The organism is Weissella viridescens, assembly GCF_003862435.1.
Classification (GTDB): Bacteria; Bacillota; Bacilli; order Lactobacillales; family Lactobacillaceae; genus Weissella; species Weissella viridescens_A.
In genome coordinates this window covers 1-23,275 of record NZ_RHGY01000012.1, presented here as the reverse complement: position 1 = coordinate 23,275, position 23,275 = coordinate 1, and the positions used below count along the sequence as shown (strand labels likewise).

The window sequence follows — 23,275 nt, the reverse complement described above, 5'->3', positions numbered from 1 at the left end:
GAATTTTCATAATTTCACTGCATAAAATAAATTGTTGTAAAACCTGTTCATCTGCAGTCGATGCAGTTAAGTTACCACTCGGGTGGTTATGCACCATCATGAATCCGTATGCGTTAATCGCAATCAAATGCCGATATACATCACGTGGATGAATGGCGACCTGATTAAGTGTTCCCATCGCGACTAAGTATTCATCTAAAATCGTCAATTGGGTATCTACCGCGACAATCCAGCATCCCTCTTGTGGTTGCGTCCCATATTTACCGACCAAGTAACGTCCCAATTGTTCAATTGATTTCACCTTATTCATGTGTCTGCCTCCTCGTTTATTCGAGAATAAAGACACCAATCGTTCAAATATGCGTTAAATTTATTTGAAAGCCTCGACCAAGCAGTTATACTTAAAGTTAATGATGCTTTTTTAATTGAAAGAGAGGCTTAAATTATGCGTGTTTCTTCGTTTTCAACCTTTAATATCCCCGTTGAGAATCTTGATCGAGCGGTTCGCTTTTATCGGGAAGTGTTCGATTTACCCTCAACTTTTTCAGCTCATGAACAAAGTCACTTATCGTTCCAAGGTAACCCGCTCGTTTTTGAGCCAGCACAGGGACCAATTCAGCCGATCACCCTAACGATTGCAGTTCAGGATACACCTCAAGCTATTGAGAACCATTTAATCAACTATGATGTCCCACAAATCGCACTCATGACCACTGATAACGGTGCATCAGTCTTCCACATTGCTGATTTTGAGGGGAACCATATCAACTTAAGTACACAAAAATAAAAAGGTAATCCATTGCGACAACAGTCGTATTCGGATTACCTTTTTTATTTTACTGTACAAGCCATTGGCCCATTTGGAAACACAACAATCCGCCAACAATCAGCACCACCATTCGTCCGATTGCTGGCCATCGCTGGTTTGCATGCCCAATATTGTCCGCTAAATCGATGATTGGTGCTGAAAAAGTGGAAAATCCACCAATCATCCCACTCGCGAAAAAAGTATTATCAAACAGAGTGGGTTGAAAACCATAGATGATGCCCGCCAAACTGGCTGCAACCAAATTAATGGCTAGGAACATAAAGTCGCCCCATCGACCAAAAAGTCGCGGTGCTATTTCTAAGCAACCAAAACGCATGACTGAACCGATGGCAGCCCCCACTCCGGAAATTAAGATTAAATAAGTTGCTTGCATCATGCCAGATGAACCACCTTTCGGGCGGCATAGCGACCAAGATAGACCATCAAGACACTTCCCACAATGGACAGTGTGATATAACCCAAACCAACTAACGGTGACAACTTGGTCATGGTTTCCGTGATTAAGGTCGCATAGGTGGTATAAGCGCCTAAAATACCCACAGAAATAAAATCAAAGATAAGTGGATCCACCGTAAATTTATCAATAAAGATAACCACCGCTACCACACTTAACATGGTTCCACTTAAATTAATGAACAATGTCCCAATCGGAAAATTAGGACCATTAAATAAAAGTTCCAATCCTTCCCGTGTGCCACCACCAATAAAACCACCGCTCGCAACTGCAAGGATTCTTTGCCAGTAACGCATCATATCCCCTTTCAAAATTGTATTCAAAAAATATCATACACCTTTTACGAAGGGAGATAAATTACTTAATAGCGATTAAAGAATGTCAACAAATCTTCAAGCGTTAACGCCTGTTTTTCAGCTCCCGTATAATCCATCGCAATTTGCCCATTCGACATCACCAAAAGCCGATCACCGTATTCTAAAGCATCTGAAAGATTATGCGTAATCATCATCGCAGTTAGATGTTGTTGTCGAATTTGTTGATCGGTGAGATCCATGAGTTGGGCACTCGTTTTCGGATCAAGTGCGGCTGTATGCTCATCCAAAAGCAATAGCTCAGGGCGCTCCTCTGTGGCCATTAAAAAGGCCAAAGCTTGCCGTTGACCACCTGAAAGTTGTCCAGTTGGCACATCTAAACGTTGGGCCAGCCCATTTCCCATTTGATCGGCAATCTTTACTAATTCAGCCCGCTTTTCAGTCGTTAAACCGCGTGACCGTAAGCGTCGTTTTTCACCACGTCGTTCAGCCAATAATAAGTTCTCAGCAACGGTCATCCGGGGTGCCGTTCCTAATTTGGGATCTTGGAAAACACGTGACAATGTTTTTGTGCGCGCAATCTCATTCATTTGCGTGACATCTTGATCACCTAAAAAGACTTTTCCTGTCGTTAATTTAAGGGATCCCGCAATCACATTAAATAGTGTCGATTTTCCGGCACCATTTGATCCAAGAACGGTCACAAACTCACCTGCCTCAACGGTTAAATTAACATGGTCTAAAATAATTTTTTCTTCTGGTGTGCCCTGGTTAACCAACACTGTTGCATCTACTAGTTTTAAACTTGCTGTCATAATTAGTGCCTTTCCTTATATTTAATTGAAAGTTGCTTACCAAAGTTAGGGAGCATTAAGGCCAATCCTAAGATGACGGCACTCACTAACTTCAAATCATCGGCACTAAAGCCAATTGCTAAGACAATGACGAGAACGAAACGGTAAATAATTGACCCGAACACAACTGTAATCAAACGATCAGTCAATGACATCTGGCCTGAGAAAATTACTTCACCAATGATAATTGAGGCTAACGCCACGACGATGGTTCCAATTCCCATATTCACATCCGCAAAGCCATTATTTTGTGCAACAAGGGCGCCACCAAGGCCAATTAACGCGTTGGAAACCATGAGTCCCAAAATCGTCATATTGTCGGTATTAATCCCCAATGAACGCGACATATCAACATTATCACCGGTTGCAATAAAGGCCTGCCCAAGCTCGGTTTTCAAAAATAACGCCGTCAAGATGACAATCACAGTAATCAAGAGGGTTCCCACCAAGATCACAGGGAATCCGTTTGGCAAATGATTCAAGAATTTGGCACTAAATAACGTGGGGAGATTAAGGAGTGACCGATTGGCTTGCCCCATAATGCGTAAATTAATTGAGTAAATCGCGGTCATTGTTAAAATTCCTGCGAGGAGAATCGGTACTTTTCCTTTAGTGTATAGCAACCCAGTAACGAGCCCTGCGGCAGATCCAGCTAAGGCACCGGCAATCGTCGCGATAAATGGTGAGATACCGTTCCCAATCATGGTAACGGCTACGGCCGCACCTAATGGGAAGGTTCCTTCAACCGTCATATCTGGAAAATTCAAAATACGAAAAGTTAGGAATAAGCCAATTCCAAGTGGCGCCCAGAGCATCCCTTGCCCGATGGCTGAAATAATAATTTCCATAGTCTATTTCTCCTCACTCACGCGTTTTGCGTCTTGATATTCAGCTGGGATTTTAATTCCCAGTTGATCTGCTTGCTTCTGATTAATCACAACTTTACCCTTTTTAACTGATTTAACTGGCAAAGACTGGGGCTTCTCACCCTTTAATTCTTTAACAATCATCTTACCGGTCATCACGCCTAACTCATGTTGATCAATTGAGCTAGCCGCAACCCCCCCAGCTGAAACCATCGTATCAACCGTTGGGAAGACTGGAACTTTGGCAGCATTCGTATTCTTAATTAAGGTTGGCATTGCCCCTGCAATTGTATTGTCAGTTGGGACAAAGACAGCATCTACCTGATGGTTAGCCACCATTTGTTGACTGGTTTGATTTAAATCATTCGATGATGTGATTGAATATGGCTTAACTGTAATACCCGCTGCTTTAGCTAGCTTAATCATGCGCTTAGCTTCGGTTGAAGCTGAATCATCAGATGAAGTATAAATAACGCCCATCGTTTTCATTTGGGGCATAAACCTTTGCATTAACTTCAACTGGTCTTGCAAAGGAGCCTTATCTGAAACACCCGTAATATTTTGGTCGGGCTTTTGTTCATTTTTAACCAGCTTACTGCCAACTGGATCAGTCACTGCTGAAAAAATAACCGGTTTATTTTTAATCGTATTGGCTAGGGCCACGGCTGCTGGCGTTGCAATTCCAACTGAAATATCAGCCCGTTCACTTGAGAAACGTGACGCCATCGTTTTCAGGTTAGATTGATCACCTTGGGCATTTTGAAAATCGATTTTAATATTTTTACCGTTATGATAACCTTCTTTGGCTAATTCATCATCAATCCCACGATTAATGGCATCCAGAGCCGGGTGTTTCATGAATTGTAAGACCCCCACTTTTGGGATTTTATTAGCATCATGTTCCTTCTTTGACTCAACCACTCCTGAAATGACAATCACACCAGCTAAGACTGCAAGTCCAGCAATTACTTTTTTATTCATTTCTCTACTCCTCTACCTTTGTTTCAAATTGTAAACAAAAAGCCATAAGTCGACTCCCTAGAATCTTCTTATGGCAAAATAAAAAGATCCACAGGATGTACCTGTGGACCTCATGTTTTTAGAAGCATGATTTGGTTACACAGGTTCGATACATATCGCTCACCGAAATACGCATTGAACCTGTCTTTTAAAACATTCAATGCGGCTACCTGCGCCACCAGCCATTTAATTGTGTTTTAAATGTAAACATATCTGCTTCCACCTGTCTTTTAGAATAAAATGATATTAACACACTCTCATAAAATGTGTCAAATCTTTTATTCATTTAATAATTATAGTCATCGTCTGACATGACTTCAATTTCACCCAAACGGTATCCGTTTCCAACCTGTGAGAAGAAATCATGATTTGATGTGGTCGTTGAAATTCCGTTCATCACAACTGAGTTAACATCCTCAGCCCCATCTGGGAAGAGTGGATCTTGCCCCAAATTCATTAAGGCTTTATTGGCATTGTAACGTAAGAATGTTAGAACTGAGTCAGTCCAACCAACTTCATCATAAAGTTCATGCGTATACTTTTCTTCATTGCTGTACAAATCGAACACAAGATCATACATCCACATCTTAAGTTCAGCCTGTTCGGCTTCCTCTAATTCATTAAAGCCTAATTGGAACTTATACCCAATATAGGTACCATGCACAGATTCATCACGCAGAATCAGCTTGATGATTTCAGCCACGTTATTCAACTTGTTGTGTCCAAGATAATAAAGTGGTGTATAGAAACCTGAGTAGAATAAAAAGGTTTCCAAGAAAACGGATGCAATCTTACGTTGCAACGCCGTACCATTATGATAAATATCATTAATTTTTTGGGCCTTATATTGCAAAAACTCATCCGTTTCTGCCCACTCAAAAATGTCATTAATTTCTGATTCCGTATTTAATGTCTCAAAAATTGATGAATAAGATTTTGCGTGCACTGACTCCATGAACTCGATATTGTTAAGCACAGCTTCTTCTTGCTGGGTGCGAATATCTTCCTTCAAAGATGTCATCCCATCCTGAGATTGCAGTGTATCAAGTAGTGTAAGCCCCCCAAAAACTTTACCAACCAAATTATGTTCAACTTTTGACATCTTACGCCAATCATCTAAGTCATTAGATAACGGAATTCGTGTATCAAGCCAAAATTGTTCAGTCAATTTTTCCCATGTTGCTTTATCAATCGCATCTTCAATCTTATTCCAATTAATTGGTTTATATTGTTCGCTCATCGTTTTCCTCATTTTTCAATAAAAAGGGCAGCAAAGTTTAATCAACCGCTGGCCCTTCTCTGTCTTAATACATTAAATCGAACAACTCTCACATTCGTTAACACCAAATTCTTCCATATCATCCGTGTATGTTCGGATGTAATAGATTGACTTGATATTCTTATGATAGGCATAGTTACGTAGGATGTTTAAATCACGGGTCGTCATCTTATCAGTACGGCCGTCTTTCCACTCGTACAAGCCTTCAGGTATCGTTGATCGCATAAATAGCGTCATGGCCATACCTTGATCGACGTGTTGTTGTGCTTCGGCATAAACATCAATAACCTTACGCATATCGATATTGTAGGCTGATTCATAATATGGAATGGTATCAGCGTCAAGATAAGGGGCTGGGTAATAAATCTTACCAATCTTCTTTTCTTGACGTTCCTCAATCTTATTAATAATTGGGTGCAATGACGCTGTGGCATCGTTAACATATGAAATTGACCCTGTTGGTGCTACCGCCATACGATAAGCATTATAAAGTCCATCAGCCATGACATCTTGCTTCAATTGTTCCCAATCAGCTGCGGTTGGCAAATGATGCTTGGCAAAGATTTCTTGTACCTTTTGGGTCTTGGGTGCCCAAGCCTCATCAATGTACTTTTCAAAATAACTACCATCAGCATAAGCTGACTTTTCAAAATCATAAAAAGTTGTTTGACGTTCACGCGCTATTTTATTTGATGCTTTTAACGTGTAAAAATTCAACATCATAAAATACATGTTGGTGAAATCAAGGGCTTCCTCATCACCATAGTACATGTGATTCTTGGCGAACATAGCATGCAAGCCCATCGCACCTAACCCAATCGCATGTAATTCGCGATTTCCGTTTTGCACGGAAGGGACAATGTCTAAATCAGAGGCATCTGACACAAACGTCAATGCTCGTACCATCGTATCAACTGACTTTTCTAAGTCAGTTGATTCCATTAAATTAACAATGTTTGTTGATCCCAAATTACATGACACGTCAGTTCCAAGCGTTTCGTATTGTTGTTCGTTGTTAATAACAGATGGCTTTTGCACTTGCAAAATTTCTGAACACAAATTTGATGAGATAACTTTACCCGCAATTGGGTTTGCCTTGTTAACCGTATCGATATTAATGACGTACGGGTAACCTGACTCTTGTTGCATCTTTGAAAGTTCATTTTCAAGATTTCGTGCATTAATCTTGGTCTTTTTAATATTGGGATTTGCCACCATGTTGTCATACTCAGCAGTAATATCGACATAGTTAAATGGCGTGCCATATTCACGTTCAACATCGTAAGGTGAGAACAAGTACATGTCAGCATTTTGCTTCGTTAATTCATAAAACTTATCTGGAACCGTTAGTCCCATTGATAACGTTTTAATGCGGACTTTTTCGTCCGCATTTTCTTTCTTAGTCGCAAGGAATGCCATAATATCGGGGTGGAAAATTGACAGATAAACCACACCTGCACCATTACGTTGTCCCATTTGATTTGAGTATGAAAATGAATCTTCCAAAAGCTTCATGACTGGAACCACACCAGAGGCGGCGTTTTCAATGCCCTTAATTGGGGCACCAGCTTCACGCAAATTTGACAAATTAATCCCAACACCACCACCAATTTTTGATAGTTGTAAGGCAGAATTAATCGTACGCCCAATGGCATTCATGTCATCAGTCGCTTGTAAAATAAAGCATGATACCAGTTCACCACGACGTGCACGACCAGCATTCAAAAATGATGGTGTCGCAGGTTGATAACGTTGATGAATCATTTCTTCAGCTAAATTCATTGCTAATGTTTCATCCCCATTACCATAAAATAAAGCATTCATCGCAACACGATCAATGTATCGCTCAATATAATAAGCACCATCATTTGTCTTCAAGGCATATTGGGCATAAAACTTATAGGCCGCCATAAATGACTTAAATTGAAATTTCTGTGACTCCAGATAATCATATAATTTTTCAATAAATGCAAAATCATATTGATCAACTAATTTTGGATCAATGAAGTTATCAGTCAATAAGTAATCAAACCGAGCTCGTAAAGAATCGAATTGCATCGTGTTTGGCTCAACATTTTCGGCCATGAAGGCTTCCAAGGCTTCGTGATCCTTTCCCAATTGGATTGTATTATCCTTAGGGATATTTAATTCATTGTTCAAATCAAAATAGGTCACTTTATTTTGATCTAAGTCTAATAGTGACATATAGATACCCTCTTTTATATTCCCTCTTATGTTAACAAGTGTTCTTCTGATACAAACCGCAAAGCGGAATCTGATTGCACCGGCAAGCAAGTATCACTCGGTACTTTAAATGACTACTTTAGTTAAATCAGCTAATAAATCTGGTCGAAAACCAACAATTGGTTCAGCATTTTCAACAAAAGTCACAGGAACTGATTGGTAACCTGCTTCCTTCAATGAAACAAGTGCTGATTCGTCTTCTTCAACATTGATTTCATCGAAAGTAATTCCATATTGTCCCAACAATTTTTTGGTCATCATACATTGCACACAATTGTTTTTCGTATAAACTGTAATTTTCTTCATATCTGACTCCTAGTAAGATTTATTTTCGTAATTTCGCATCTGTGATTTGAATAACTGTTTTTGAGTATACTTTAAAAAGCTAACAATTTGCAAGGCATAAATATCGTAAAAAAAAGGCTTGACATAGCATTAGCGTGGCTATGCAGGCAGTTCGCTGAATTGTTACAAATTGATTAAAAATAACACTCTGTTAGGCTGCATTTTTTCAAATTCGGCTAAAGCCCCATCTAAAGGCACTTCCAAAAAGAAAGTTAAATTTTACTTGAAACATGAAAATATTTGGCTTAACGTAAGACATAATTGTTACGAACTGGAAGGAAAAAATTATGGCTACACGTTTACTCTATATTTCGCAATCTGGAAATACTCGCGCCTTTATCCAAAAACTAATCGCTTATGCCGATACACACCCGGGGCCAACTTTTGAAGCCGTTGAAATTAACGATCTTACCCCAGACAACCATGAAACATCTGACTATTTTGCTTTTGTCCCCACCTACTTGGACGGGGGGAATGGCATCGACAATGGTGTGAAAGAAATTTTGACTAATGCTTTAGCTGACTATTTAGCTTATGGGAATAATCCCCGCCACCTTATCGGCGTTGTAGGATCAGGAAACAAAAACTTCAATGCCCAGTATGTGCTAACTGCAAAACGCTATGCTCAGATGTTTGACGCCCCATTAGTTGGTGACTTTGAACTCCGTGGTACTGCGACCGATGTCGTGCGTATCTATGATGCTTTAAGCCAAACATTAGCCGCAACCAATTAATTTAATCGTTATTCATTAAAAAAGACTGCCCATCAGGACAGTCTTTTTTGTTTAACTTACCTTAACGAGCACATCGCGTTGAATTAGATCGTCAATGTAGTAATGGTAGAGTTTTACCATTTCAGCATTATCTTTAATCTCAAATAAATTAATGATAATTGTTCCCGCTGGATTCAAAGTCTTAATCTTTAAGCCGGTTAAGGTCGCATTGACCACAATTTTCAATGTAATAGCCGCATTCACGGGTTTCATGGGTTCTAATGAACGTTCCAGGACATAAGTCCCATTGGGCTTATTAATGAACCCTGTGTCTGTTAGGGCGTATTTTTTGATGTTAGGGCTAATTGCGTACACCTGGTCATCCCCAGGTATGGTTACTTGTTTTTCAAAGGCCATGTCATCACTCCTCTTCTTAATTCAAATCAATTAGGCTTGATTTAAAAAATCAATTAACACTTGTGCTGATTGTTGACCTGCTTGGACAATAAATTCATCAAAGGTTGGGCCGGCCTCACCATTTGCATTATCAGAAATAGCACGGACTACCGCAAATGGCTTATCATAAAATGTCGCAACCTGGGCGATCGCTGCCCCTTCCATTTCAGCTGATAAAGCATCTGGGAAAACAGCTAAAATCGCTTGCTTTTGAGCATCAGTCCCAATAAATGAATCACTTGTGACAATCAAACCTTGGCGCAATTGCTTATCAGTTTGGGCTGCAAAATCATCAGCTAGCGCTTGTGCCAATGATTTATCAGCTAAGAAACGGGCTGGTTGTTGTGGTACTTGTCCATATTCATATCCGAAGGCACGTGCGTCTGCATCGGCATACGCCAATGATTCAGCAACGACAACATCCCCAATATGCAAATCGTGCCCTAGGGCCCCCGCTGAACCAGAGTTGATCACATAATCAATATCAAAAGCATTGATCAATAAAGTCGTCGTAATCGCTGCAGCAACCTTACCGATTCCTGCCTCTACTACCACAACATCATGGTGTCCAATCACACCTTCATAGAAAGTCTTGCCACCATACTGAGTTTCTTGTGGGGCTTGCATTGCTTCAAGCAAGGCCACTTTTTCTTCAGCCATGGCATTTACAATTCCGTATCGCATCGTTTGTTACTCCTCTAAAAGAAAATTAAAATGACATAAGTTAAAACAATCAGCACACATAACACTAAAATCGCGATGTTCAATTTATGCTTAAGTCGCGTTGTTAGACCAAATGGTGTTAGTTTACGGGTTTGTGGATCTAACTCATACTTACCACGCCCCGTTAAGCGATATTCTTTTCGCGTTAATGGTGGGTTTAATTGTTCCAGATTTGGTTTTACAGCCGCTAACCGTGCTTTTTTTTCACGATGTTGGGTCAACTTATTCTGAAAATAACCCTTTATTTTTTCCCACATACACTTTTTACTTCTCCTGCATTGTTTGCCAATAGAAATATGCCATCAATGTTTTGGCATCATTCAATTGACCGGTTTTAAAGAGTTCAGTCATTTCATCAAAAGTCATGTATAAGAGATCAATCGATTCATCATCATCTTGTGGTAATTCATCGGTCACTGGTGTCAGACCGGTGGCTAAATACAAATCCATGTACTCATCAGAGAAGCCAATTGATGTATAGAACCCCGCGATTTTCTCCCAGTGGTCTGCTTGCATCCGGGTCTCTTCGTTTAATTCACGCTTAGCTGTATCAAAGACATCCCCATCACGCCCATCGACTTTACCGGCTGGAATCTCAAGAGTCATCGCTTGCACCGGTGCACGCCATTGACGCTCAAGAATTATTTTATGATCATCAGTCAAGGCTAAAATGGCAACGGCACCACTGTGGTACACCACGTCTCGATGCGCTTCACGTCCATCTGGTAATTTGACGAGTTGTTCTGTTACACGAATAATATGACCATCATACTTCTCTGTTTCTGAGATAAGGTCTTCACGATAAAATTCATCCATCTTTTATTCCTCGATTTCAACTAAAGCGGCTTGTGGACCACGGACACCAGGTGCTACAACAAAACGAACGGTTTGCCCGGGTTCAAGAGTGCGTAGACGTTGGTTAATGATTCCTGAAAAATGTACGAATACATCATCCATTTCATCGGATTCAATAAAGCCAAATCCTTTGCCATCTTCCCACGTTTTAACTGTTCCTGTTAATTTTTCCATGTTCATCCTCTATTCTATATCAAATGTAATGCATTAATGATGACAACGGCTACAAAGACCACTACGGTCACCGCACCGATTAGACGCCACCAAATTGTGACAAATCTTTTTAAGTTAAATGTTTGTACTCCAAAGACTTGGTAAATGGTTAAAGCAATTCCCCAAATCAAAAACATACACACCATTGGTCCTAGCAACGAAAAGTGTGTCACTTGAAAGGTTATCGACTCAATGCTCCACCATAATGGTAGCACCATGAAATCAATGACTCTTAACACACGGGGCCAGGTGGTCATCGTATGTTTAATAATAGTTAGTAGCAACCATAGCAAGATTACCATCAAAATTGTATAAGGCCAAAATACACTTGTTGCCATAAGCATCCCTTTTCTAAACTTAATACTATTCATTATACTTTATTTATAAGAGTCTGTGCGAACTCTCTCTATTTTTTGTTATAATACACTATTAGATATAAAAAAAGAGGTGTAGTCAATGTCAAAGAAAAAGCCTAAGTCAACCATGCAAAAGATTTTGCAAGCGTTTGTTATCTTCATGTTAATCATTTTGGTTGGTGGTTCATTCCTCGCAGTTACAGCCATTTTCCATTAAAAAAACTAGTTAGCTCACTTTTGACTGAAACAGTTCGGTCATTGTGAAACTAACTAGTTTTTTTAATCTGTTGTAATTTGTGAAAAGTCCCAGACATTGGCAACTTGCATTTGATTTAAGATTTTTGCCGAGTTGGCACCTGAAACAACCACATGTCCACTTTGTTGGCTAAAACGAATCGGTGGATAAAGATTAATCCGCCAATTGTCTTGGATTTCCCAATGTAACACCAACTTATCTTGATTGGCCTGTGTTAATGGCATGTAGACGGCTTCTTGCATGACCACAACTGGCATCAATTTTTGACCCGTAATCACACGCAAATGCTGTTCTTCAACGGAACACGTCACATTGTCGGTATACATTGAATCGACACGTTCAATCCCAGCAGTCACATCGCGTAAATAGAGGGTTCCATTATCAGCATAAAAGAAATGTACAGCATAAGCCCCGACATAACCGAGAACATTCCCAATTTTATTGGCAATGTCCAACATTTCTTGACGGACACCATTATCCGTTTGACCCACGGTCCAAGCTGCAGTCAATCCATTATCCATCTGATGCGTTTGACGTAAAGGGTAAATCGCAGCATGACCATTTTGATCACGCACCAAAGTCACTGAGTATTCTTGAACTTCAGCTAGCCAACTCTCGATAATAACTGGCGAGCCATCAATCAGTGGCGCAACTTTCCCTAAATCATAAGCACCCTTTAAGACCACTGCTTGGTTCCCTTGTGAGTGACGATAAATTGGCTTAACAATGACGGGATAACCCAAATTTCTAGCTGCAACGGCAACATCATCTAATGAAGTCCCAATCTCATAGGGTAAGACGTTAAAGGCCTGCTCTTCAGCAAAAGCCTTGCTTAAAGCATGATCATCGGTAAACCCAATCAAATCAAAACCTTGCGGTAAATCAATGCCAGTTTGCTCTAATTGCGTAATGACTTCGCTTGGCACCCATGATGACGCATAAGTTACAATATCTGATAATCCAATAAAATTAACCAATTCATCACGCCCCACTAGGCGATAGTCAGCTTCCTTCAAAATAGGGGCATCAGGATAATCACTGTACCCTGCAATCTTGAAACCTTGGCGACGAGCCGTTTGAGCCAAATAAGCGCTCATCACATCATCTCCTAAAATGCCAATCGTTGATCCTGGTAATACTTCTCCACTCATCTTTCCTATCCCCTTAGCATCTTACTGCTTATCATATTTATCTAAATGGTATGTTTCAATAATTTCAATTAATTTCTCAGCATATTGTGGGTCCGTCGCATAGCCACCGGTCACTAGCGCCTTGGCCGCACCACGATAATCGTTACTTTGTAGTACTGATGCATAGCGGTTCGCGTTATCACTTGTCCCGTTCACCAATAAACTCGCATGCGCCCACATTGATTGATTCCAACTGTCATACCAGCGGAAAGGTGCTTGAACGGTCTTCCATTCACCATGCACAAATTCCTTTGTTGGTAAATCAATATTTTTAGTGTCAGCCGACCCCTTCACACCGTATAAATTGTTATAGTCTGATGCTAACTTTGAGGTGCCCCAATCAGATTCTAAAGCTGCCTGTGCGATACTAATTGATGCAGGCACATGATCTTGCTGTTGAATCTGCACAGCCGTTGGGGCGACTTTCTCGATAAACGCCTCGTGCTGATTTTTGGCCGTTTTATTTACAGCTGGCTGATTTGTCGTCGTATTGAGCTGTACCAGTTTAATTGTCACTAAACTGGCAACGGCTAGGATGATACATAATGCCGTGACAACTTTGACATTATTTTCCTTTTTTTTGGCCATAAAGACTGCCTCTCTTCAAAATCAAAAAATGATTTTTGACAATGCTTGAATAAGTTTAATCATACCAGAAACACGCCTGATTACAATATTCAAAGTGTTACAAGTGTAAACAGAAAAAGAGTTAATCCCAAAGGACTAACTCTTTTTATTACTTTCCGTGGTCCATTGCCAATAAGCTGGCAAAACGTGGTGAAGTCTGCATTAAATGTTCTGGTGTTCCTGACAACGTAATTGAGGCGTTCTCAATAAAAATAACTTGATCAACTAATTCTACCCCAGTCAAATGGTGGGTAACCCAAATTAATGTTTTATCTTGTAACGTCTTAAAAATTGTTTGTAATACTTCTAATTCTGTAATTGGATCTAACCCAACAGTCGGTTCATCCAAAATAACAATTGGCGTATCTTGTAATAAGATTCGCGCAAGTGCAAAACGTTGTTTTTCTCCACCTGAGAATCGCTTCCCCGCTTCGGTCATTGGCGTATCCAATTTTTCTGGTAACTGCTCAACCAACTGCTTTAAACTGACTTGTTCGAGAACTTGCCACAATTGTTCGTCAGTTGCATGCAGGTTTCCCAGTTTCAAATTATTGGCTACGGTCGTATCAAACAAGTATGGTTGCTGATCCAAGACAGAAATCAATTCGGCACGATGCTCTTGCAAAGCAGCGACGGGAACGCCCCCAATTGTGACTGAGCCCGATTGCGGTGTTTCATCGCCCAAAATCAATTTCAATAAGGTCGACTTCCCAGCTCCTGATTGTCCCAAGATTGCCAAATGTTGGCCCTGCGGAATCTCTAAGTTTAGATCCTTTAAGACCGGCTTATTTTCATCATAAGCAAAAGTCACATCTTGCAACGCAATATTCAAATGTTTTGGCAGTTCAACTTGTTGCACTTGTGCATCTGATTCAGCTTGGCTCTTTTCATCCATATCGTTGAGACGCTTAATTGAATCAGCATAACGTGGTAGTTCACCGAATCCATCGCTGATACTTGTTAGCGCATCAGTAATTGGAAATAGTACTAATCCAAAGGCAGCAATCCAGTTCACACCCATGTGTGTGTGTCCAAAGGTCACAGTCGCAAAGACAATCAAGACTAATGCTGCAATCCCGATCACAACTTCGCCGACCCAATTACGCCACCAATCAAAATGGTCATCCTTGGTTTGTAATTGTCCCATCTCTTCGAAATCTTTTTCTTGTCGGTCGACTAACTCATTTGTGCGTCCAGCTAAGATCCAATCTTGAAGACCGAGCACCGCATCAGTTAGGTTTGTATAAATACGTCCCTCAACTTGCTTTTGCTTGGCATCGCGTCGACCCATGATTGACAATGTAATCAACGGTAAGACAATGGCATCAATGCCTAGAATAAGCAAAATGATAAGTGCCGTAATCGGACTGAAGATACCTAAGGCAAGTGTTCCAAGCACATACAAAAGCCAGCCCACAATACTTGGGAAAATAACCCGTAGATACATATTTTCAATTTTAAATAGGTCATTGGCCATTAAATTGAAAACTTCACCGGTTTGAACATGTGCGTAAATACTTTTTGTTCCAGACTCGACAATTTCGTAAAGCTTCTTTCGAAATGAAGACACGATTTTTAGTACCCAGTTATGGGAAGTCAATCGTTCTGCATAACGGAATGAAGGTCGTCCAATTCCAAAAGCACGCGTTAACACGATTGGCGCGTACACCATCAAAATATTTTCAGGCATTTGGGCTGAACGAGAGATGAGGTAACCTGAAGTGAACATCAATGCACCACCACAGAAGAACGTCATAAACCCTAAGAAAATAATCAAAGTTAACAAGCCTTTGTAACGCTTGAGGTATGGAAAGACCCAACGGTCATTTTTTATGATATGCCATAAATTACTCATGATCTACCCCCTGCATTGCTTTTTGAAGTTCAACAAAGTACCCATCATTTGCATTCAATTCAGCGAGTGTTCCTTGTTCAACTATTTGACCATCTTTCATTACAATAATCCAATCCATTTGCGCTAACCAGTGGAGACGATGGGTTGCAAAAATGACCAAGTGGTCTTTAAAGATAGGTAACATTGTTTGCTTAAGTTGCATCTCAGTTTCGATGTCAAGGTGAGCTGTTGGTTCATCCAACAAAATAACACGCCTTGATTCATTCAACATAATTCGCGCCAGTGCAATTCGTTGGGCTTGTCCGCCAGACGTTTGCATGGCCCCATCACCAATAATCGTATCTAACCCATCTTTAAGTTCAGAGAACCAACTCTGGAGTCCCACTTGATCAATGGCTTTTAGAATCTGCGTATCTGTAGCTTGTGGCGCATAAAAAGCAAGGTTTGCTCGCACGCTGTCGTGGAAAATATATGGGTCTTGTGGCATAAACTGTAAGTTCTGTTGCCATGCCGTTTGTGACAAATGTGGTACCTTTTCGCCTTCAATTTCTACGGCGCCAGTTCCATCAATAAAGCCCCCCAACAAATTCAATAGCGTTGACTTACCTGAACCTGATGTCCCGACCAAGCCAACTTTTTCAAAGCCCTTAATATTCATCGAAATATCTTGTAAGGCCGGCTGACTTGCATTGGGATAAGTATAATTAACCTGTTGCAATGCCAGGGTGCTATCGTTTTGCCATGCGTTTTGCTTTGGTTGGTAGACATCTTGGTTTTCTGGTTCAGGTTGATCCAGAATATCGAAAATATCAGCTAGTGCATTTTTTCCGTCTAAGGTTGCATGATAATCATTCGCAAAGTTCCGAATTGGCAAGAAATACTCTGGAGCCAAAATCAAAATGGTTAAAGCTGAAACCAACGTTAAATTACCATTCATTAAATCAAGCCCTAAGAATAGTGCCACCACCGCAATTGACAAAGTTGTTAAAAAGTCCAATGCAAATGTCGACAAAATTCCAATACTTAGGGTACTCAAAGTCGCTTTGCGATAATCTTCGGAAACTTCGTAAACATTATTTGCATATCGTTTTGACAAGCCTAATTGCTTAAGTGTCGTAAGTCCACGCAATGTATCAACGAAGTGATTAGATAAACGATTAAAGCGATCATACTCTCGATCTGCTTTGGCTTGCGCCGTATATCCTAGAATAATCATAAAGAGCACAATAATTGGATAAATGATTAATAGAAATAGAGCTTGTTCCCATTTAATTGAGGCAATATACACCAAAATTAACCAAGGAACAATACTCATATCAACAAATTTAATGAGCACAAGTGTTAGATAGTTGTTCACTTGTCCAATTCCTTCAATCGCCAAATTAACTGACTTACCCGTTCCATTATTTGAGATAACGGTCGGTCCTAATTTCGTATATTTTTCAATGAGCTGCTTTTGTAATTGATCCGTGGTCCGATCAGCAAACGGAACTAAGACATAATTCTTAGCTACTGTTAAACATTGCCGAATCACAAATGCCGTAATAAAGATACCCAAGACCACTGCAACTTGACTCAAGGTTTTTTTGCCCCATAAGTCAGACAAACTGACACTTAAGAATCGGCCTTGAAAGATAATTGCAAATGCTTGAATTAAGGTTAACACCGCTAGCCAACTTAAGGCTCGCCGGGCTCCTTTAAATTTAAAGATTCTTCGATCTAACATGGTGCATATCTCCTAATTTTTTATGTATAAAAGGGACCGGCAAATATGCCGATCCCTTTTTTAAGCATAACTATGTTATATTATACTACTTTTTTTCACCAGAAACTTGGATACGCTTACGGAATACCCAGAAGCTCCAACCTTGGTAAGCCAATACAATTGGCACCGCAGTCAAGGCAATTCCTGTCATCCACTTCAATGTGTATGGTGTTGAAGTTGCGTTCTTCAACAAGATTGAATGAGCAGGGTTTGTTGCAACCATTACGCGAGGGTAAAGTCCCGTAAGTAATAGGACAACCACAGTGATAATCGCAAATCCCAATGCAAAGAAAGTAATGTATTGGTGATCTGTACTATTTGTGTACCAAGCAAGCACTGTAAGCCCAACGATAACGGCCAACAAGATAAGTGTAATGATTGGCTTCTTCGTAAAGAAGTCAGTATTAAAGTAAAGTGTTACCGCAAAGGCAACTTCACCTAACAATAATGTTGGGTAAAGGAACTTTAGTTGCTTTACCGCGCGTTCAACAAGTGGACCGTCCACAAGCTTCAAGCGCATGTAGTTCAATCCGTGCATGTATGAAAGCAAAGCAAGTGCAACACCACCAACAATTGAGAAAATGTTTACATAATCAAAGAATGTTGCTGATAGATCACCAGTTGCATTCATAGGCATTCCACGAACAACGTCGGTAAACATAAGTCCAAACATGAATGGCACAATGAATGATGCAACAGCTGCAATCGTTGTCCATAAGTTACGGTACTTGTGCGTCAACATTTGTTCACGGAATTCGAATGAAACCCCACGATAAATCAAACCAAGCAAGATAACAAACAATACTAAGTAGAAACCTGAGAACAATGAAGCGTACCAATAAGGAATGGCCGCAAACATTGCTCCACCAGCAGTAATCAACCAAACTTCATTACCGTCCCAATGAGGTCCGATAGAATCAATTAAGGCATCTTGTTCTGCTTCATTTTTTGCCACTGTCTTCAGTGACATTCCGATTCCAAAGTCAAAACCTTCAAGGAAGAAGAATCCTGAAAATAGAACGGCGACTAATACGAACCACAAAATCTGTAAGATTGAAGGCATTAGTAGTTACCTCCCTTTTCATCAAATGAGTCTGCAGAGAATGGATCAGCTGGTGCTTGTTCGTCATCAACTTCTTCATCAACAGAATCAGGTCCTTGAATCATCACACGACGTGATAGGTAAATCATAACTCCACCTAATGCGGCGAACGTCAAGAAGTAAATCACGTTTGAGATGAACAATGATGCGAACGACACATTTGGTGAAACGGCGTCAGCAATTGTCAAGACACCGTACACAATCCATGGATAACGTCCAAGTTCAGTAATCAACCAACCAGCAGTTGTTCCAAAGAACGGAATGAATGTTGCAATTCCGAAAATCCAAAGTACCCAACGGTACTTTGTGATATCAAAGGTTGACTTGGCACGTGTAAACCACCATGCAAGTGCTGCAAGAATACCAAGTACCCCAGCAACACCAGCCATGACACGGAAAGCATAGAACAATGTGTTAGAAGGCACATAATAGTTCATGTCCTTACCAAACTTCTTGTCGTACTTTTCGTGAAGTTCCTTGTTAATCGTTTCTGAACCCTTATTAGAACCAGTTAGGTCATGGTGGGCCAAAATTGATAATAGATATGGCACATCAAGTGACCATTCTGTTTCGTGAGTCTTAGGATTGGTATAAGCAACAACAGACCAAGGTTCTTGCTTATCCTTTCCACCAACGTCCTTAGAAATACCTTCCATTGCGGCAAACTTCATTGGTTGGTCATATTGAACATTATAGGCGTGGCTGTCACCTGTAATTAAGATACCAATAGTTCCAACTAATGCGACAGCTGAAGCAATGTGAACTGACTTCTTAAAGAAGTCAACATTGTCCTTACGACGCAAAAGTGAGAATGCTGAAATTCCAATAATAACGAATGGTCCGATCAACATTGTTGCAAACAAAACGTGAGGGAATTCCAACCAAAGTTGATGGTTAGTCAACAATGCAGGGAAATCGACAAGCACGGCACGGCCGAACTTATGATCAATCTTAAATCCAACTGGGTTTTGCATAAATGAGTTGGCTGCCAAAATCCACAATGCAGAGAATGCAGATCCAAGAGCAACTAACCAGATGAATAGCAAGTGAACGCCCTTCTTAAAGCGATCCCAACCAAACATCCAAAGACCCAAGAATGTTGACTCACAGAAGAACGCGACTAAGGCTTCGACGGCCAAAGCCGGTCCGAAGATGTCACCAACGTAACGTGAGTAACGTGACCAATTCATTCCGAATTGGAACTCTTGAATAATTCCAGTAACAACACCGACGGCAAAGCTCAAAAGGAAAATACGTCCCCAGAACTTCGTCATACGTTTGTATACATCGTCACCTTTGACGACGTACATGGTTTCCATGATAGCTACCAAAATACCTAATCCGATTGACAACGGCACAAAGAAGAAGTGAAAAATCGTTGTCATTGCGAATTGGAATCGGCTTAAGTCTAGCATGGTTAAACCTGTAATCAAGTCCATAACTTGCCTCCTACTCCAAAATCTATATTCCTAAATGTAACTAGTTAATTATACAACTTTTCAGGCAAAATTTTTAGTGTATTCGGCAACTTTCTTAATCTTTTTTATTTTGAGTCCATTTCTGAACGATAATGTCTTGTTTCTTCTTCTAACTTTTGATCTTGTGAGAACAGCCCAGCAGCATAGGCTAGTAACATCGCCTCTTTCTTTTCTGCTTGTTGACCTAATTCTTCGGCACTCTTAATCTTGATTTTTTGTAGTTGAACCAGCTCGTGATATGCATTCACTTTAGGCAACATATTCATCGCTTGGTCAACCCAATCAATTGCTTCAGGATATGCTTTCGAGGCAACAGCTAACTCTGCCTTTCTTCGGTAAACCTTCACAATCACTAACTTAAGTGCTTCCGCTTTTGTCTCTGGTAATGACTTAATCAGATTTAAGCACCGTTCCAAACAATCACTTGCACTTTCCAGCTCATCTAATTTGATCCAAACGCTCCCCATTTCGTTGAAGATCTCGATTAATAAGCCTGTTTGTGTGTGTAATGTACCACTCATGGCCATTTGTAGGAAATGTAGCGCCTTTTGTGGCTCCCCACATTCAGAATAGCAAATCGCTTTAAGCAGATGAAATTCCGGCATTACCATGTCTTCCATGTTTTGCATAAACGATGTTGATTCTAAAATCTTTTTTGCCTTTTTATATTCAAAGCACTCTACTAACTCACGCACATACGAAAGTTGTACATGGTTTTCGTTGGTCAATTCAGCAACCTGGCTAATATCAATGTGTAGTCGCATACATAGTGCCTTTAGCACCGTCATCGACGTGATATGGCCTCGTTTTTCAACTCGAGAAACCATGGACTGATGACAAATCCCCTCTGCAAGTTGTCCTTGCGAAATGCCTAACTGCTCACGTCGTTGCTTTAGTAAACTACCTTTTACAATCATTGTAATCCCCCATCTTTCTTTTAGTTTTGCTAAATTACCATTAGTTTATGAGAAAAATGGAAAAACAACAAGATAGCACCGTTAACTATCAACTGGATTGATTGTCCCATTTCCCGCCTTTTTTCATCTATCTATCTTGCATTCACCTAGTCATGAGTATTTTAGACATATTACTTTGTATCATAAAAAAAATTTTTTATTTTTTTGTTTTTTTAATTAAACCACGTTAAATTTTAAGATTTTCTACTAATTCACTAATAAAAGGTGAGTAAATCCTCGTTTTTTTGCATATTTAGTTAGGCAGTGCTACTCAGTCCATTATGTAATATTTCATAATGCATCACTTTAAGACCAATTTTCCCAAACTGAAGATCTGTTTTACAAATCATTTTAGCTTATTCATATTTGATCATTCTGTTTATATATTTATAATGTATGATACTAGGAAGTCCTTATCCTGCGCTATCGTGTCTAATGATGATTATGAAATTTTACATATGTGATTTATTTACATACATGTTCTTTTTCATGATAAATATAAGCACAAAAAAACCTTTCATTTCTGAAAGGTTTTCCTAATTGATCATAAATTTAATGACGGAGACAGAGGGATTCGAACCCTCGCGCCAGTTTCCCGACCTACACCCTTAGCAGGGGCGCCTCTTCAGCCTCTTGAGTATGTCCCCAAAAAAAGAACAAAGTATTCTTTTTTAAGTGGGACTGAGAGGACTCGAACCTCCGACCTCACCCTTATCAGGGGTGCGCTCTAACCAGCTGAGCTACAGTCCCAACAAAAGCGGACGACGGGAATCGAACCCGCATTCCCAGCTTGGAAGGCTGGAGCACTAGCCATTGTACTACATCCGCAATATTAATATTGAAACAAAAAACATATTCAGTTGCTTTTATTTCTAAAAGCGGACGACGGGAATCGAACCCGCATTCCCAGCTTGGAAGGCTGGAGCACTAGCCATTGTACTACATCCGCAAAACATAAACGCACTTACGTACGTTTACTAATATGATGGCGCGAGGCGGAATCGAACCGTCGACACTACGAGCTTCAATCGTATGCTCTACCAACTGAGCTATCGCGCCATAATATTAAACGGTCACAACGGGGTTCGAACCCGTGATCTCCTGCGTGACAGGCAGGCGTCCTAACCAACTAGACCATGCGACCAAATTGCGGGTGTAGGATTTGAACCTACGACCTTCGGGTTATGGGCCCGACGAGCTACCAGACTGCTCCAACCCGCGATAATTATTAACTACATCACTGAATGATGTATAAGGAGAATGTGGGATTCGAACCCACGCGCCGATTTCTCGACCTGACGGTTTTCAAGACCGTTCCCTTCAGCCAGACTTGGGTAATTCTCCAATAGATACTTACGTATCAATCGCGGCGGGGGGAATCGAACCCTCGACCTCTCGGGTATGAACCGAACGCTCTAGCCAGCTGAGCTACACCGCGAAAATTAACACTAATTACCTATTTATGATAATACTAGATTATCATAATCGGGACGACAGGATTCGAACCTGCGACCCCCTGGTCCCAAACCAGGTGCTCTACCAAGCTGAGCTACGTCCCGAACAAATTATTAAACAGTTAATACCGTTTAAATGCACCTAGCAGGAGTCGAACCTGCAACCTTCTGATTCGTAGTCAGACACTCTATCCAATTGCGCTATAGGTGCAAAATCATGCCGGCTACCGGGATCGAACCGGTACGATGTTCCCATCGCAGGATTTTAAGTCCTGTGCGTCTACCTATTCCGCCAAGCCGGCAAAGCGAACTACGGGATTCGAACCCGCGACCCCCACCATGGCAAGGTGATGTTCTACCACTGAACTAAGTTCGCAWGATAATGCCGACTAAAGGACTCGAACCTTCGACCCYCGCTTTACAAGAGCGATGCTCTACCAACTGAGCTAAGTCGGCAAAATACTAGTTAGTACCAGCCTGGCAAATAGATATTCATGATCACTTGAAACTTTCGTTTCAATGGACGATACAGGGATCGAACCTGTGACCCCCTGCTTGTAAGGCAGGTGCTCTCCCAGCTGAGCTAATCGTCCATATGCATTGCGACGTCCTATCCTCGCAGGAAGAGATCCTCCAACTACTTTCGGCGCTATTGAGCTTAACTTCTGTGTTCGGTATGGGAACAGGTGTGACCTCAATGCCATCATCACAACACGGATAATACTAGTCATACGAGATTTAATTATCTCAAAACTGAATCATATTGTCAAGCCTAACTTCATTTCATTAATTGAACCGTACACCAACGTTTTGTTCAACTTGGTTAAGTCCTCGAACCATTAGTACTAGTCCGCTCCATGCGTCGCCGCACTTCCACTTCTAGCCTATCTACCTTGTCATCTACAAGGGGTCTTACTTCATAAAGAATGGGAAATCTCATCTCGAGGCGAGTTTCACACTTAGATGCTTTCAGCGTTTATCTCATCCGTACATAGCTACTCAGCGATGCTCCTGGCGGAACAACTGATACACCAGAGGTACGTTCACCCCGGTCCTCTCGTACTAAGGGCA

25 protein-coding genes, 15 tRNA genes and 2 rRNA genes are annotated in these 23,275 nt (G+C 40.7%); 3 read left to right on the top strand and 39 right to left on the bottom strand.

Features of this window, described 5'->3' with window-relative positions; genetic code table 11:
- Positions 1–310, bottom strand: a 310-nt coding sequence (locus tag D3P96_RS08085) for a JAB domain-containing protein (RefSeq protein WP_124943844.1), incomplete at its 3' end; no start/stop codon positions are given.
- Positions 311–445: 135 nt separating this feature from the next.
- Here D3P96_RS08085 and D3P96_RS08080 point away from each other — a divergent pair.
- Positions 446–787: a VOC family protein gene (locus tag D3P96_RS08080; RefSeq protein WP_124943843.1), complete on the top strand. Its 342-nt coding sequence runs from the start codon at positions 446–448 to the stop codon at positions 785–787.
- Between the two features lie 49 nt (positions 788–836).
- On the opposite strand, the gene D3P96_RS08075 is transcribed toward D3P96_RS08080, so the two are convergent.
- From D3P96_RS08075 to nrdH, 8 genes are all read right to left on the bottom strand, one after another.
- Positions 837–1,205 (bottom strand): fluoride efflux transporter FluC, encoded by a 369-nt coding sequence (locus tag D3P96_RS08075; RefSeq protein ID WP_124943842.1) that lies wholly within the window; start codon positions 1,203–1,205, stop codon positions 837–839.
- The gene (locus tag D3P96_RS08070) at positions 1,202–1,582 is read right to left on the bottom strand and encodes a fluoride efflux transporter FluC (protein WP_124943841.1); all 381 of its coding nucleotides are present in this window, start codon (positions 1,580–1,582) and stop codon (positions 1,202–1,204) included. The genes D3P96_RS08075 and D3P96_RS08070 overlap by 4 nt, the downstream gene beginning before the upstream one ends.
- A 62-nt stretch (positions 1,583–1,644) precedes the next feature.
- Entirely contained in the window at positions 1,645–2,412 is a 768-nt protein-coding gene (locus D3P96_RS08065) for an ABC transporter ATP-binding protein (protein WP_124943840.1), read from the bottom strand.
- Between the two features lie 2 nt (positions 2,413–2,414).
- Entirely contained in the window at positions 2,415–3,299 is an 885-nt protein-coding gene (locus D3P96_RS08060; RefSeq protein WP_124943839.1) for an ABC transporter permease, read from the bottom strand.
- Between the two features lie 3 nt (positions 3,300–3,302).
- Positions 3,303–4,298: a tryptophan ABC transporter substrate-binding protein gene (gene trpX, locus D3P96_RS08055; protein ID WP_124943838.1), complete on the bottom strand. Its 996-nt coding sequence runs from the start codon at positions 4,296–4,298 to the stop codon at positions 3,303–3,305.
- A 325-nt stretch (positions 4,299–4,623) separates the two neighbouring features.
- Positions 4,624–5,577 (bottom strand): class 1b ribonucleoside-diphosphate reductase subunit beta, encoded by a 954-nt coding sequence (gene nrdF, locus D3P96_RS08050; protein WP_124943837.1) that lies wholly within the window; start codon positions 5,575–5,577, stop codon positions 4,624–4,626.
- Positions 5,578–5,649: 72 nt separating this feature from the next.
- Positions 5,650–7,821, bottom strand: a complete 2,172-nt coding sequence (gene nrdE, locus D3P96_RS08045) for a class 1b ribonucleoside-diphosphate reductase subunit alpha (protein WP_124943836.1) — start codon at positions 7,819–7,821, stop codon at positions 5,650–5,652.
- Positions 7,822–7,926: 105 nt separating this feature from the next.
- On the bottom strand, positions 7,927–8,166 hold the full coding sequence (gene nrdH, locus D3P96_RS08040) for a glutaredoxin-like protein NrdH (RefSeq protein WP_124943835.1): 240 nt from the start codon (positions 8,164–8,166) through the stop codon (positions 7,927–7,929).
- 326 nt (positions 8,167–8,492) lie between these two features.
- On the opposite strand from nrdH, the gene D3P96_RS08035 reads away from it, so the two are divergent.
- Positions 8,493–8,939 (top strand): class Ib ribonucleoside-diphosphate reductase assembly flavoprotein NrdI, encoded by a 447-nt coding sequence (locus tag D3P96_RS08035; RefSeq protein WP_124943834.1) that lies wholly within the window; start codon positions 8,493–8,495, stop codon positions 8,937–8,939.
- 51 nt (positions 8,940–8,990) lie between these two features.
- On the opposite strand, the gene D3P96_RS08030 is transcribed toward D3P96_RS08035, so the two are convergent.
- From D3P96_RS08030 to D3P96_RS08005, 6 genes are read right to left on the bottom strand one after another with little or no spacing between them, the layout of a single operon-like run.
- Positions 8,991–9,335 carry a cysteine desulfurase gene (locus tag D3P96_RS08030; RefSeq protein ID WP_124943833.1) on the bottom strand — a complete coding sequence of 115 codons (345 nt, stop codon included), beginning with the start codon at positions 9,333–9,335 and terminating at the stop codon, positions 8,991–8,993.
- A gap of 30 nt (positions 9,336–9,365) precedes the next feature.
- Positions 9,366–10,058 carry a 5'-methylthioadenosine/adenosylhomocysteine nucleosidase gene (locus D3P96_RS08025; RefSeq protein ID WP_124943832.1) on the bottom strand — a complete coding sequence of 231 codons (693 nt, stop codon included), beginning with the start codon at positions 10,056–10,058 and terminating at the stop codon, positions 9,366–9,368.
- A 14-nt stretch (positions 10,059–10,072) separates the two neighbouring features.
- Positions 10,073–10,354, bottom strand: a complete 282-nt coding sequence (locus D3P96_RS08020; RefSeq protein ID WP_124943831.1) for a hypothetical protein — start codon at positions 10,352–10,354, stop codon at positions 10,073–10,075.
- 7 nt (positions 10,355–10,361) lie between these two features.
- Complete coding sequence (locus tag D3P96_RS08015; protein ID WP_124943830.1) at positions 10,362–10,913, bottom strand: NUDIX hydrolase; 552 nt, start codon at positions 10,911–10,913, stop codon at positions 10,362–10,364.
- Positions 10,914–10,916: 3 nt separating this feature from the next.
- On the bottom strand, positions 10,917–11,126 hold the full coding sequence (locus D3P96_RS08010) for a cold-shock protein (protein ID WP_124943829.1): 210 nt from the start codon (positions 11,124–11,126) through the stop codon (positions 10,917–10,919).
- Between the two features lie 14 nt (positions 11,127–11,140).
- Complete coding sequence (locus D3P96_RS08005) at positions 11,141–11,536, bottom strand: DUF3397 family protein (RefSeq protein ID WP_124943828.1); 396 nt, start codon at positions 11,534–11,536, stop codon at positions 11,141–11,143.
- 85 nt (positions 11,537–11,621) lie between these two features.
- On the opposite strand from D3P96_RS08005, the gene D3P96_RS08000 reads away from it, so the two are divergent.
- A complete protein-coding gene (locus D3P96_RS08000) occupies positions 11,622–11,738 on the top strand; it encodes a DUF4044 domain-containing protein (protein ID WP_124943827.1) in 117 nt (38 codons plus the stop codon).
- 62 nt (positions 11,739–11,800) lie between these two features.
- On the opposite strand, the gene D3P96_RS07995 is transcribed toward D3P96_RS08000, so the two are convergent.
- From D3P96_RS07995 to D3P96_RS07880, 24 genes are all read right to left on the bottom strand, one after another.
- Positions 11,801–12,928, bottom strand: a complete 1,128-nt coding sequence (locus tag D3P96_RS07995) for an ATP-grasp domain-containing protein (RefSeq protein WP_124943826.1) — start codon at positions 12,926–12,928, stop codon at positions 11,801–11,803.
- 21 nt (positions 12,929–12,949) lie between these two features.
- A complete protein-coding gene (locus D3P96_RS07990) occupies positions 12,950–13,555 on the bottom strand; it encodes a glycoside hydrolase family 73 protein (protein ID WP_124943825.1) in 606 nt (201 codons plus the stop codon).
- 148 nt (positions 13,556–13,703) lie between these two features.
- Positions 13,704–15,449 (bottom strand): thiol reductant ABC exporter subunit CydC, encoded by a 1,746-nt coding sequence (gene cydC, locus D3P96_RS07985; RefSeq protein WP_124943824.1) that lies wholly within the window; start codon positions 15,447–15,449, stop codon positions 13,704–13,706.
- Entirely contained in the window at positions 15,442–17,175 is a 1,734-nt protein-coding gene (gene cydD, locus D3P96_RS07980) for a thiol reductant ABC exporter subunit CydD (RefSeq protein ID WP_124943823.1), read from the bottom strand. Before cydD ends, cydC begins: the two co-directional genes overlap by 8 nt.
- Positions 17,176–17,260: 85 nt before the next feature.
- The gene (gene cydB, locus D3P96_RS07975; RefSeq protein WP_124943822.1) at positions 17,261–18,277 is read right to left on the bottom strand and encodes a cytochrome d ubiquinol oxidase subunit II; all 1,017 of its coding nucleotides are present in this window, start codon (positions 18,275–18,277) and stop codon (positions 17,261–17,263) included.
- Complete coding sequence (locus D3P96_RS07970) at positions 18,277–19,755, bottom strand: cytochrome ubiquinol oxidase subunit I (RefSeq protein ID WP_185696135.1); 1,479 nt, start codon at positions 19,753–19,755, stop codon at positions 18,277–18,279. The genes cydB and D3P96_RS07970 overlap by 1 nt, the downstream gene beginning before the upstream one ends.
- Positions 19,756–19,859: 104 nt before the next feature.
- Positions 19,860–20,711: a helix-turn-helix domain-containing protein gene (locus tag D3P96_RS07965; RefSeq protein ID WP_124943821.1), complete on the bottom strand. Its 852-nt coding sequence runs from the start codon at positions 20,709–20,711 to the stop codon at positions 19,860–19,862.
- A gap of 598 nt (positions 20,712–21,309) precedes the next feature.
- A tRNA-Ser gene (locus D3P96_RS07960) sits at positions 21,310–21,397 on the bottom strand.
- A 29-nt stretch (positions 21,398–21,426) separates the two neighbouring features.
- A tRNA-Ile gene (locus tag D3P96_RS07955) sits at positions 21,427–21,500 on the bottom strand.
- A gap of 6 nt (positions 21,501–21,506) precedes the next feature.
- Positions 21,507–21,578, bottom strand: a tRNA-Gly gene (locus tag D3P96_RS07950).
- 49 nt (positions 21,579–21,627) lie between these two features.
- A tRNA-Gly gene (locus D3P96_RS07945) sits at positions 21,628–21,699 on the bottom strand.
- Positions 21,700–21,736: 37 nt separating this feature from the next.
- Positions 21,737–21,809: transfer RNA gene (locus D3P96_RS07940), tRNA-Phe, on the bottom strand.
- Positions 21,810–21,820: 11 nt separating this feature from the next.
- Positions 21,821–21,894: transfer RNA gene (locus D3P96_RS07935), tRNA-Asp, on the bottom strand.
- A 3-nt stretch (positions 21,895–21,897) separates the two neighbouring features.
- Positions 21,898–21,971, bottom strand: a tRNA-Met gene (locus D3P96_RS07930).
- Between the two features lie 33 nt (positions 21,972–22,004).
- Positions 22,005–22,094 (bottom strand) — tRNA-Ser (locus D3P96_RS07925).
- A gap of 20 nt (positions 22,095–22,114) precedes the next feature.
- A tRNA-Met gene (locus D3P96_RS07920) sits at positions 22,115–22,188 on the bottom strand.
- 47 nt (positions 22,189–22,235) lie between these two features.
- Positions 22,236–22,309: transfer RNA gene (locus D3P96_RS07915), tRNA-Pro, on the bottom strand.
- Positions 22,310–22,341: 32 nt separating this feature from the next.
- Positions 22,342–22,415 (bottom strand) — tRNA-Arg (locus D3P96_RS07910).
- Between the two features lie 7 nt (positions 22,416–22,422).
- Positions 22,423–22,506 (bottom strand) — tRNA-Leu (locus D3P96_RS07905).
- Between the two features lie 2 nt (positions 22,507–22,508).
- A tRNA-Gly gene (locus D3P96_RS07900) sits at positions 22,509–22,580 on the bottom strand.
- 7 nt (positions 22,581–22,587) lie between these two features.
- Positions 22,588–22,660, bottom strand: a tRNA-Thr gene (locus D3P96_RS07895).
- Positions 22,661–22,724: 64 nt separating this feature from the next.
- A tRNA-Val gene (locus D3P96_RS07890) sits at positions 22,725–22,797 on the bottom strand.
- Positions 22,798–22,801: 4 nt separating this feature from the next.
- Positions 22,802–22,918: ribosomal RNA gene (rrf, locus tag D3P96_RS07885) — 5S ribosomal RNA — on the bottom strand.
- A gap of 105 nt (positions 22,919–23,023) precedes the next feature.
- A 23S ribosomal RNA gene (locus D3P96_RS07880) occupies positions 23,024–23,275 on the bottom strand; the annotation flags it as partial.

Bases quoted from the DNA above. Each gene is read 5' to 3' on its own strand.
- D3P96_RS08080 (WP_124943843.1), top strand. From the start codon at position 446: ATGCGTGTTTCTTCGTTTTCAACCTTTAATATCCCCGTTGAGAATCTT.
- D3P96_RS08075 (WP_124943842.1), bottom strand. From the start codon at position 1,205: ATGATGCAAGCAACTTATTTAATCTTAATTTCCGGAGTGGGGGCTGCC.
- D3P96_RS08070 (WP_124943841.1), bottom strand. From the start codon at position 1,582: ATGATGCGTTACTGGCAAAGAATCCTTGCAGTTGCGAGCGGTGGTTTT.
- D3P96_RS08065 (WP_124943840.1), bottom strand. From the start codon at position 2,412: ATGACAGCAAGTTTAAAACTAGTAGATGCAACAGTGTTGGTTAACCAG.
- D3P96_RS08060 (WP_124943839.1), bottom strand. From the start codon at position 3,299: ATGGAAATTATTATTTCAGCCATCGGGCAAGGGATGCTCTGGGCGCCA.
- trpX (WP_124943838.1), bottom strand. From the start codon at position 4,298: ATGAATAAAAAAGTAATTGCTGGACTTGCAGTCTTAGCTGGTGTGATT.
- nrdF (WP_124943837.1), bottom strand. From the start codon at position 5,577: ATGAGCGAACAATATAAACCAATTAATTGGAATAAGATTGAAGATGCG.
- nrdE (WP_124943836.1), bottom strand. From the start codon at position 7,821: ATGTCACTATTAGACTTAGATCAAAATAAAGTGACCTATTTTGATTTG.
- nrdH (WP_124943835.1), bottom strand. From the start codon at position 8,166: ATGAAGAAAATTACAGTTTATACGAAAAACAATTGTGTGCAATGTATG.
- D3P96_RS08035 (WP_124943834.1), top strand. From the start codon at position 8,493: ATGGCTACACGTTTACTCTATATTTCGCAATCTGGAAATACTCGCGCC.
- D3P96_RS08030 (WP_124943833.1), bottom strand. From the start codon at position 9,335: ATGGCCTTTGAAAAACAAGTAACCATACCTGGGGATGACCAGGTGTAC.
- D3P96_RS08025 (WP_124943832.1), bottom strand. From the start codon at position 10,058: ATGCGATACGGAATTGTAAATGCCATGGCTGAAGAAAAAGTGGCCTTG.
- D3P96_RS08020 (WP_124943831.1), bottom strand. From the start codon at position 10,354: ATGTGGGAAAAAATAAAGGGTTATTTTCAGAATAAGTTGACCCAACAT.
- D3P96_RS08015 (WP_124943830.1), bottom strand. From the start codon at position 10,913: ATGGATGAATTTTATCGTGAAGACCTTATCTCAGAAACAGAGAAGTAT.
- D3P96_RS08010 (WP_124943829.1), bottom strand. From the start codon at position 11,126: ATGGAAAAATTAACAGGAACAGTTAAAACGTGGGAAGATGGCAAAGGA.
- D3P96_RS08005 (WP_124943828.1), bottom strand. From the start codon at position 11,536: ATGAATAGTATTAAGTTTAGAAAAGGGATGCTTATGGCAACAAGTGTA.
- D3P96_RS08000 (WP_124943827.1), top strand. From the start codon at position 11,622: ATGTCAAAGAAAAAGCCTAAGTCAACCATGCAAAAGATTTTGCAAGCG.
- D3P96_RS07995 (WP_124943826.1), bottom strand. From the start codon at position 12,928: ATGAGTGGAGAAGTATTACCAGGATCAACGATTGGCATTTTAGGAGAT.
- D3P96_RS07990 (WP_124943825.1), bottom strand. From the start codon at position 13,555: ATGGCCAAAAAAAAGGAAAATAATGTCAAAGTTGTCACGGCATTATGT.
- cydC (WP_124943824.1), bottom strand. From the start codon at position 15,449: ATGAGTAATTTATGGCATATCATAAAAAATGACCGTTGGGTCTTTCCA.
- cydD (WP_124943823.1), bottom strand. From the start codon at position 17,175: ATGTTAGATCGAAGAATCTTTAAATTTAAAGGAGCCCGGCGAGCCTTA.
- cydB (WP_124943822.1), bottom strand. From the start codon at position 18,277: ATGCCTTCAATCTTACAGATTTTGTGGTTCGTATTAGTCGCCGTTCTA.
- D3P96_RS07970 (WP_185696135.1), bottom strand. From the start codon at position 19,755: ATGGACTTGATTACAGGTTTAACCATGCTAGACTTAAGCCGATTCCAA.
- D3P96_RS07965 (WP_124943821.1), bottom strand. From the start codon at position 20,711: ATGATTGTAAAAGGTAGTTTACTAAAGCAACGACGTGAGCAGTTAGGC.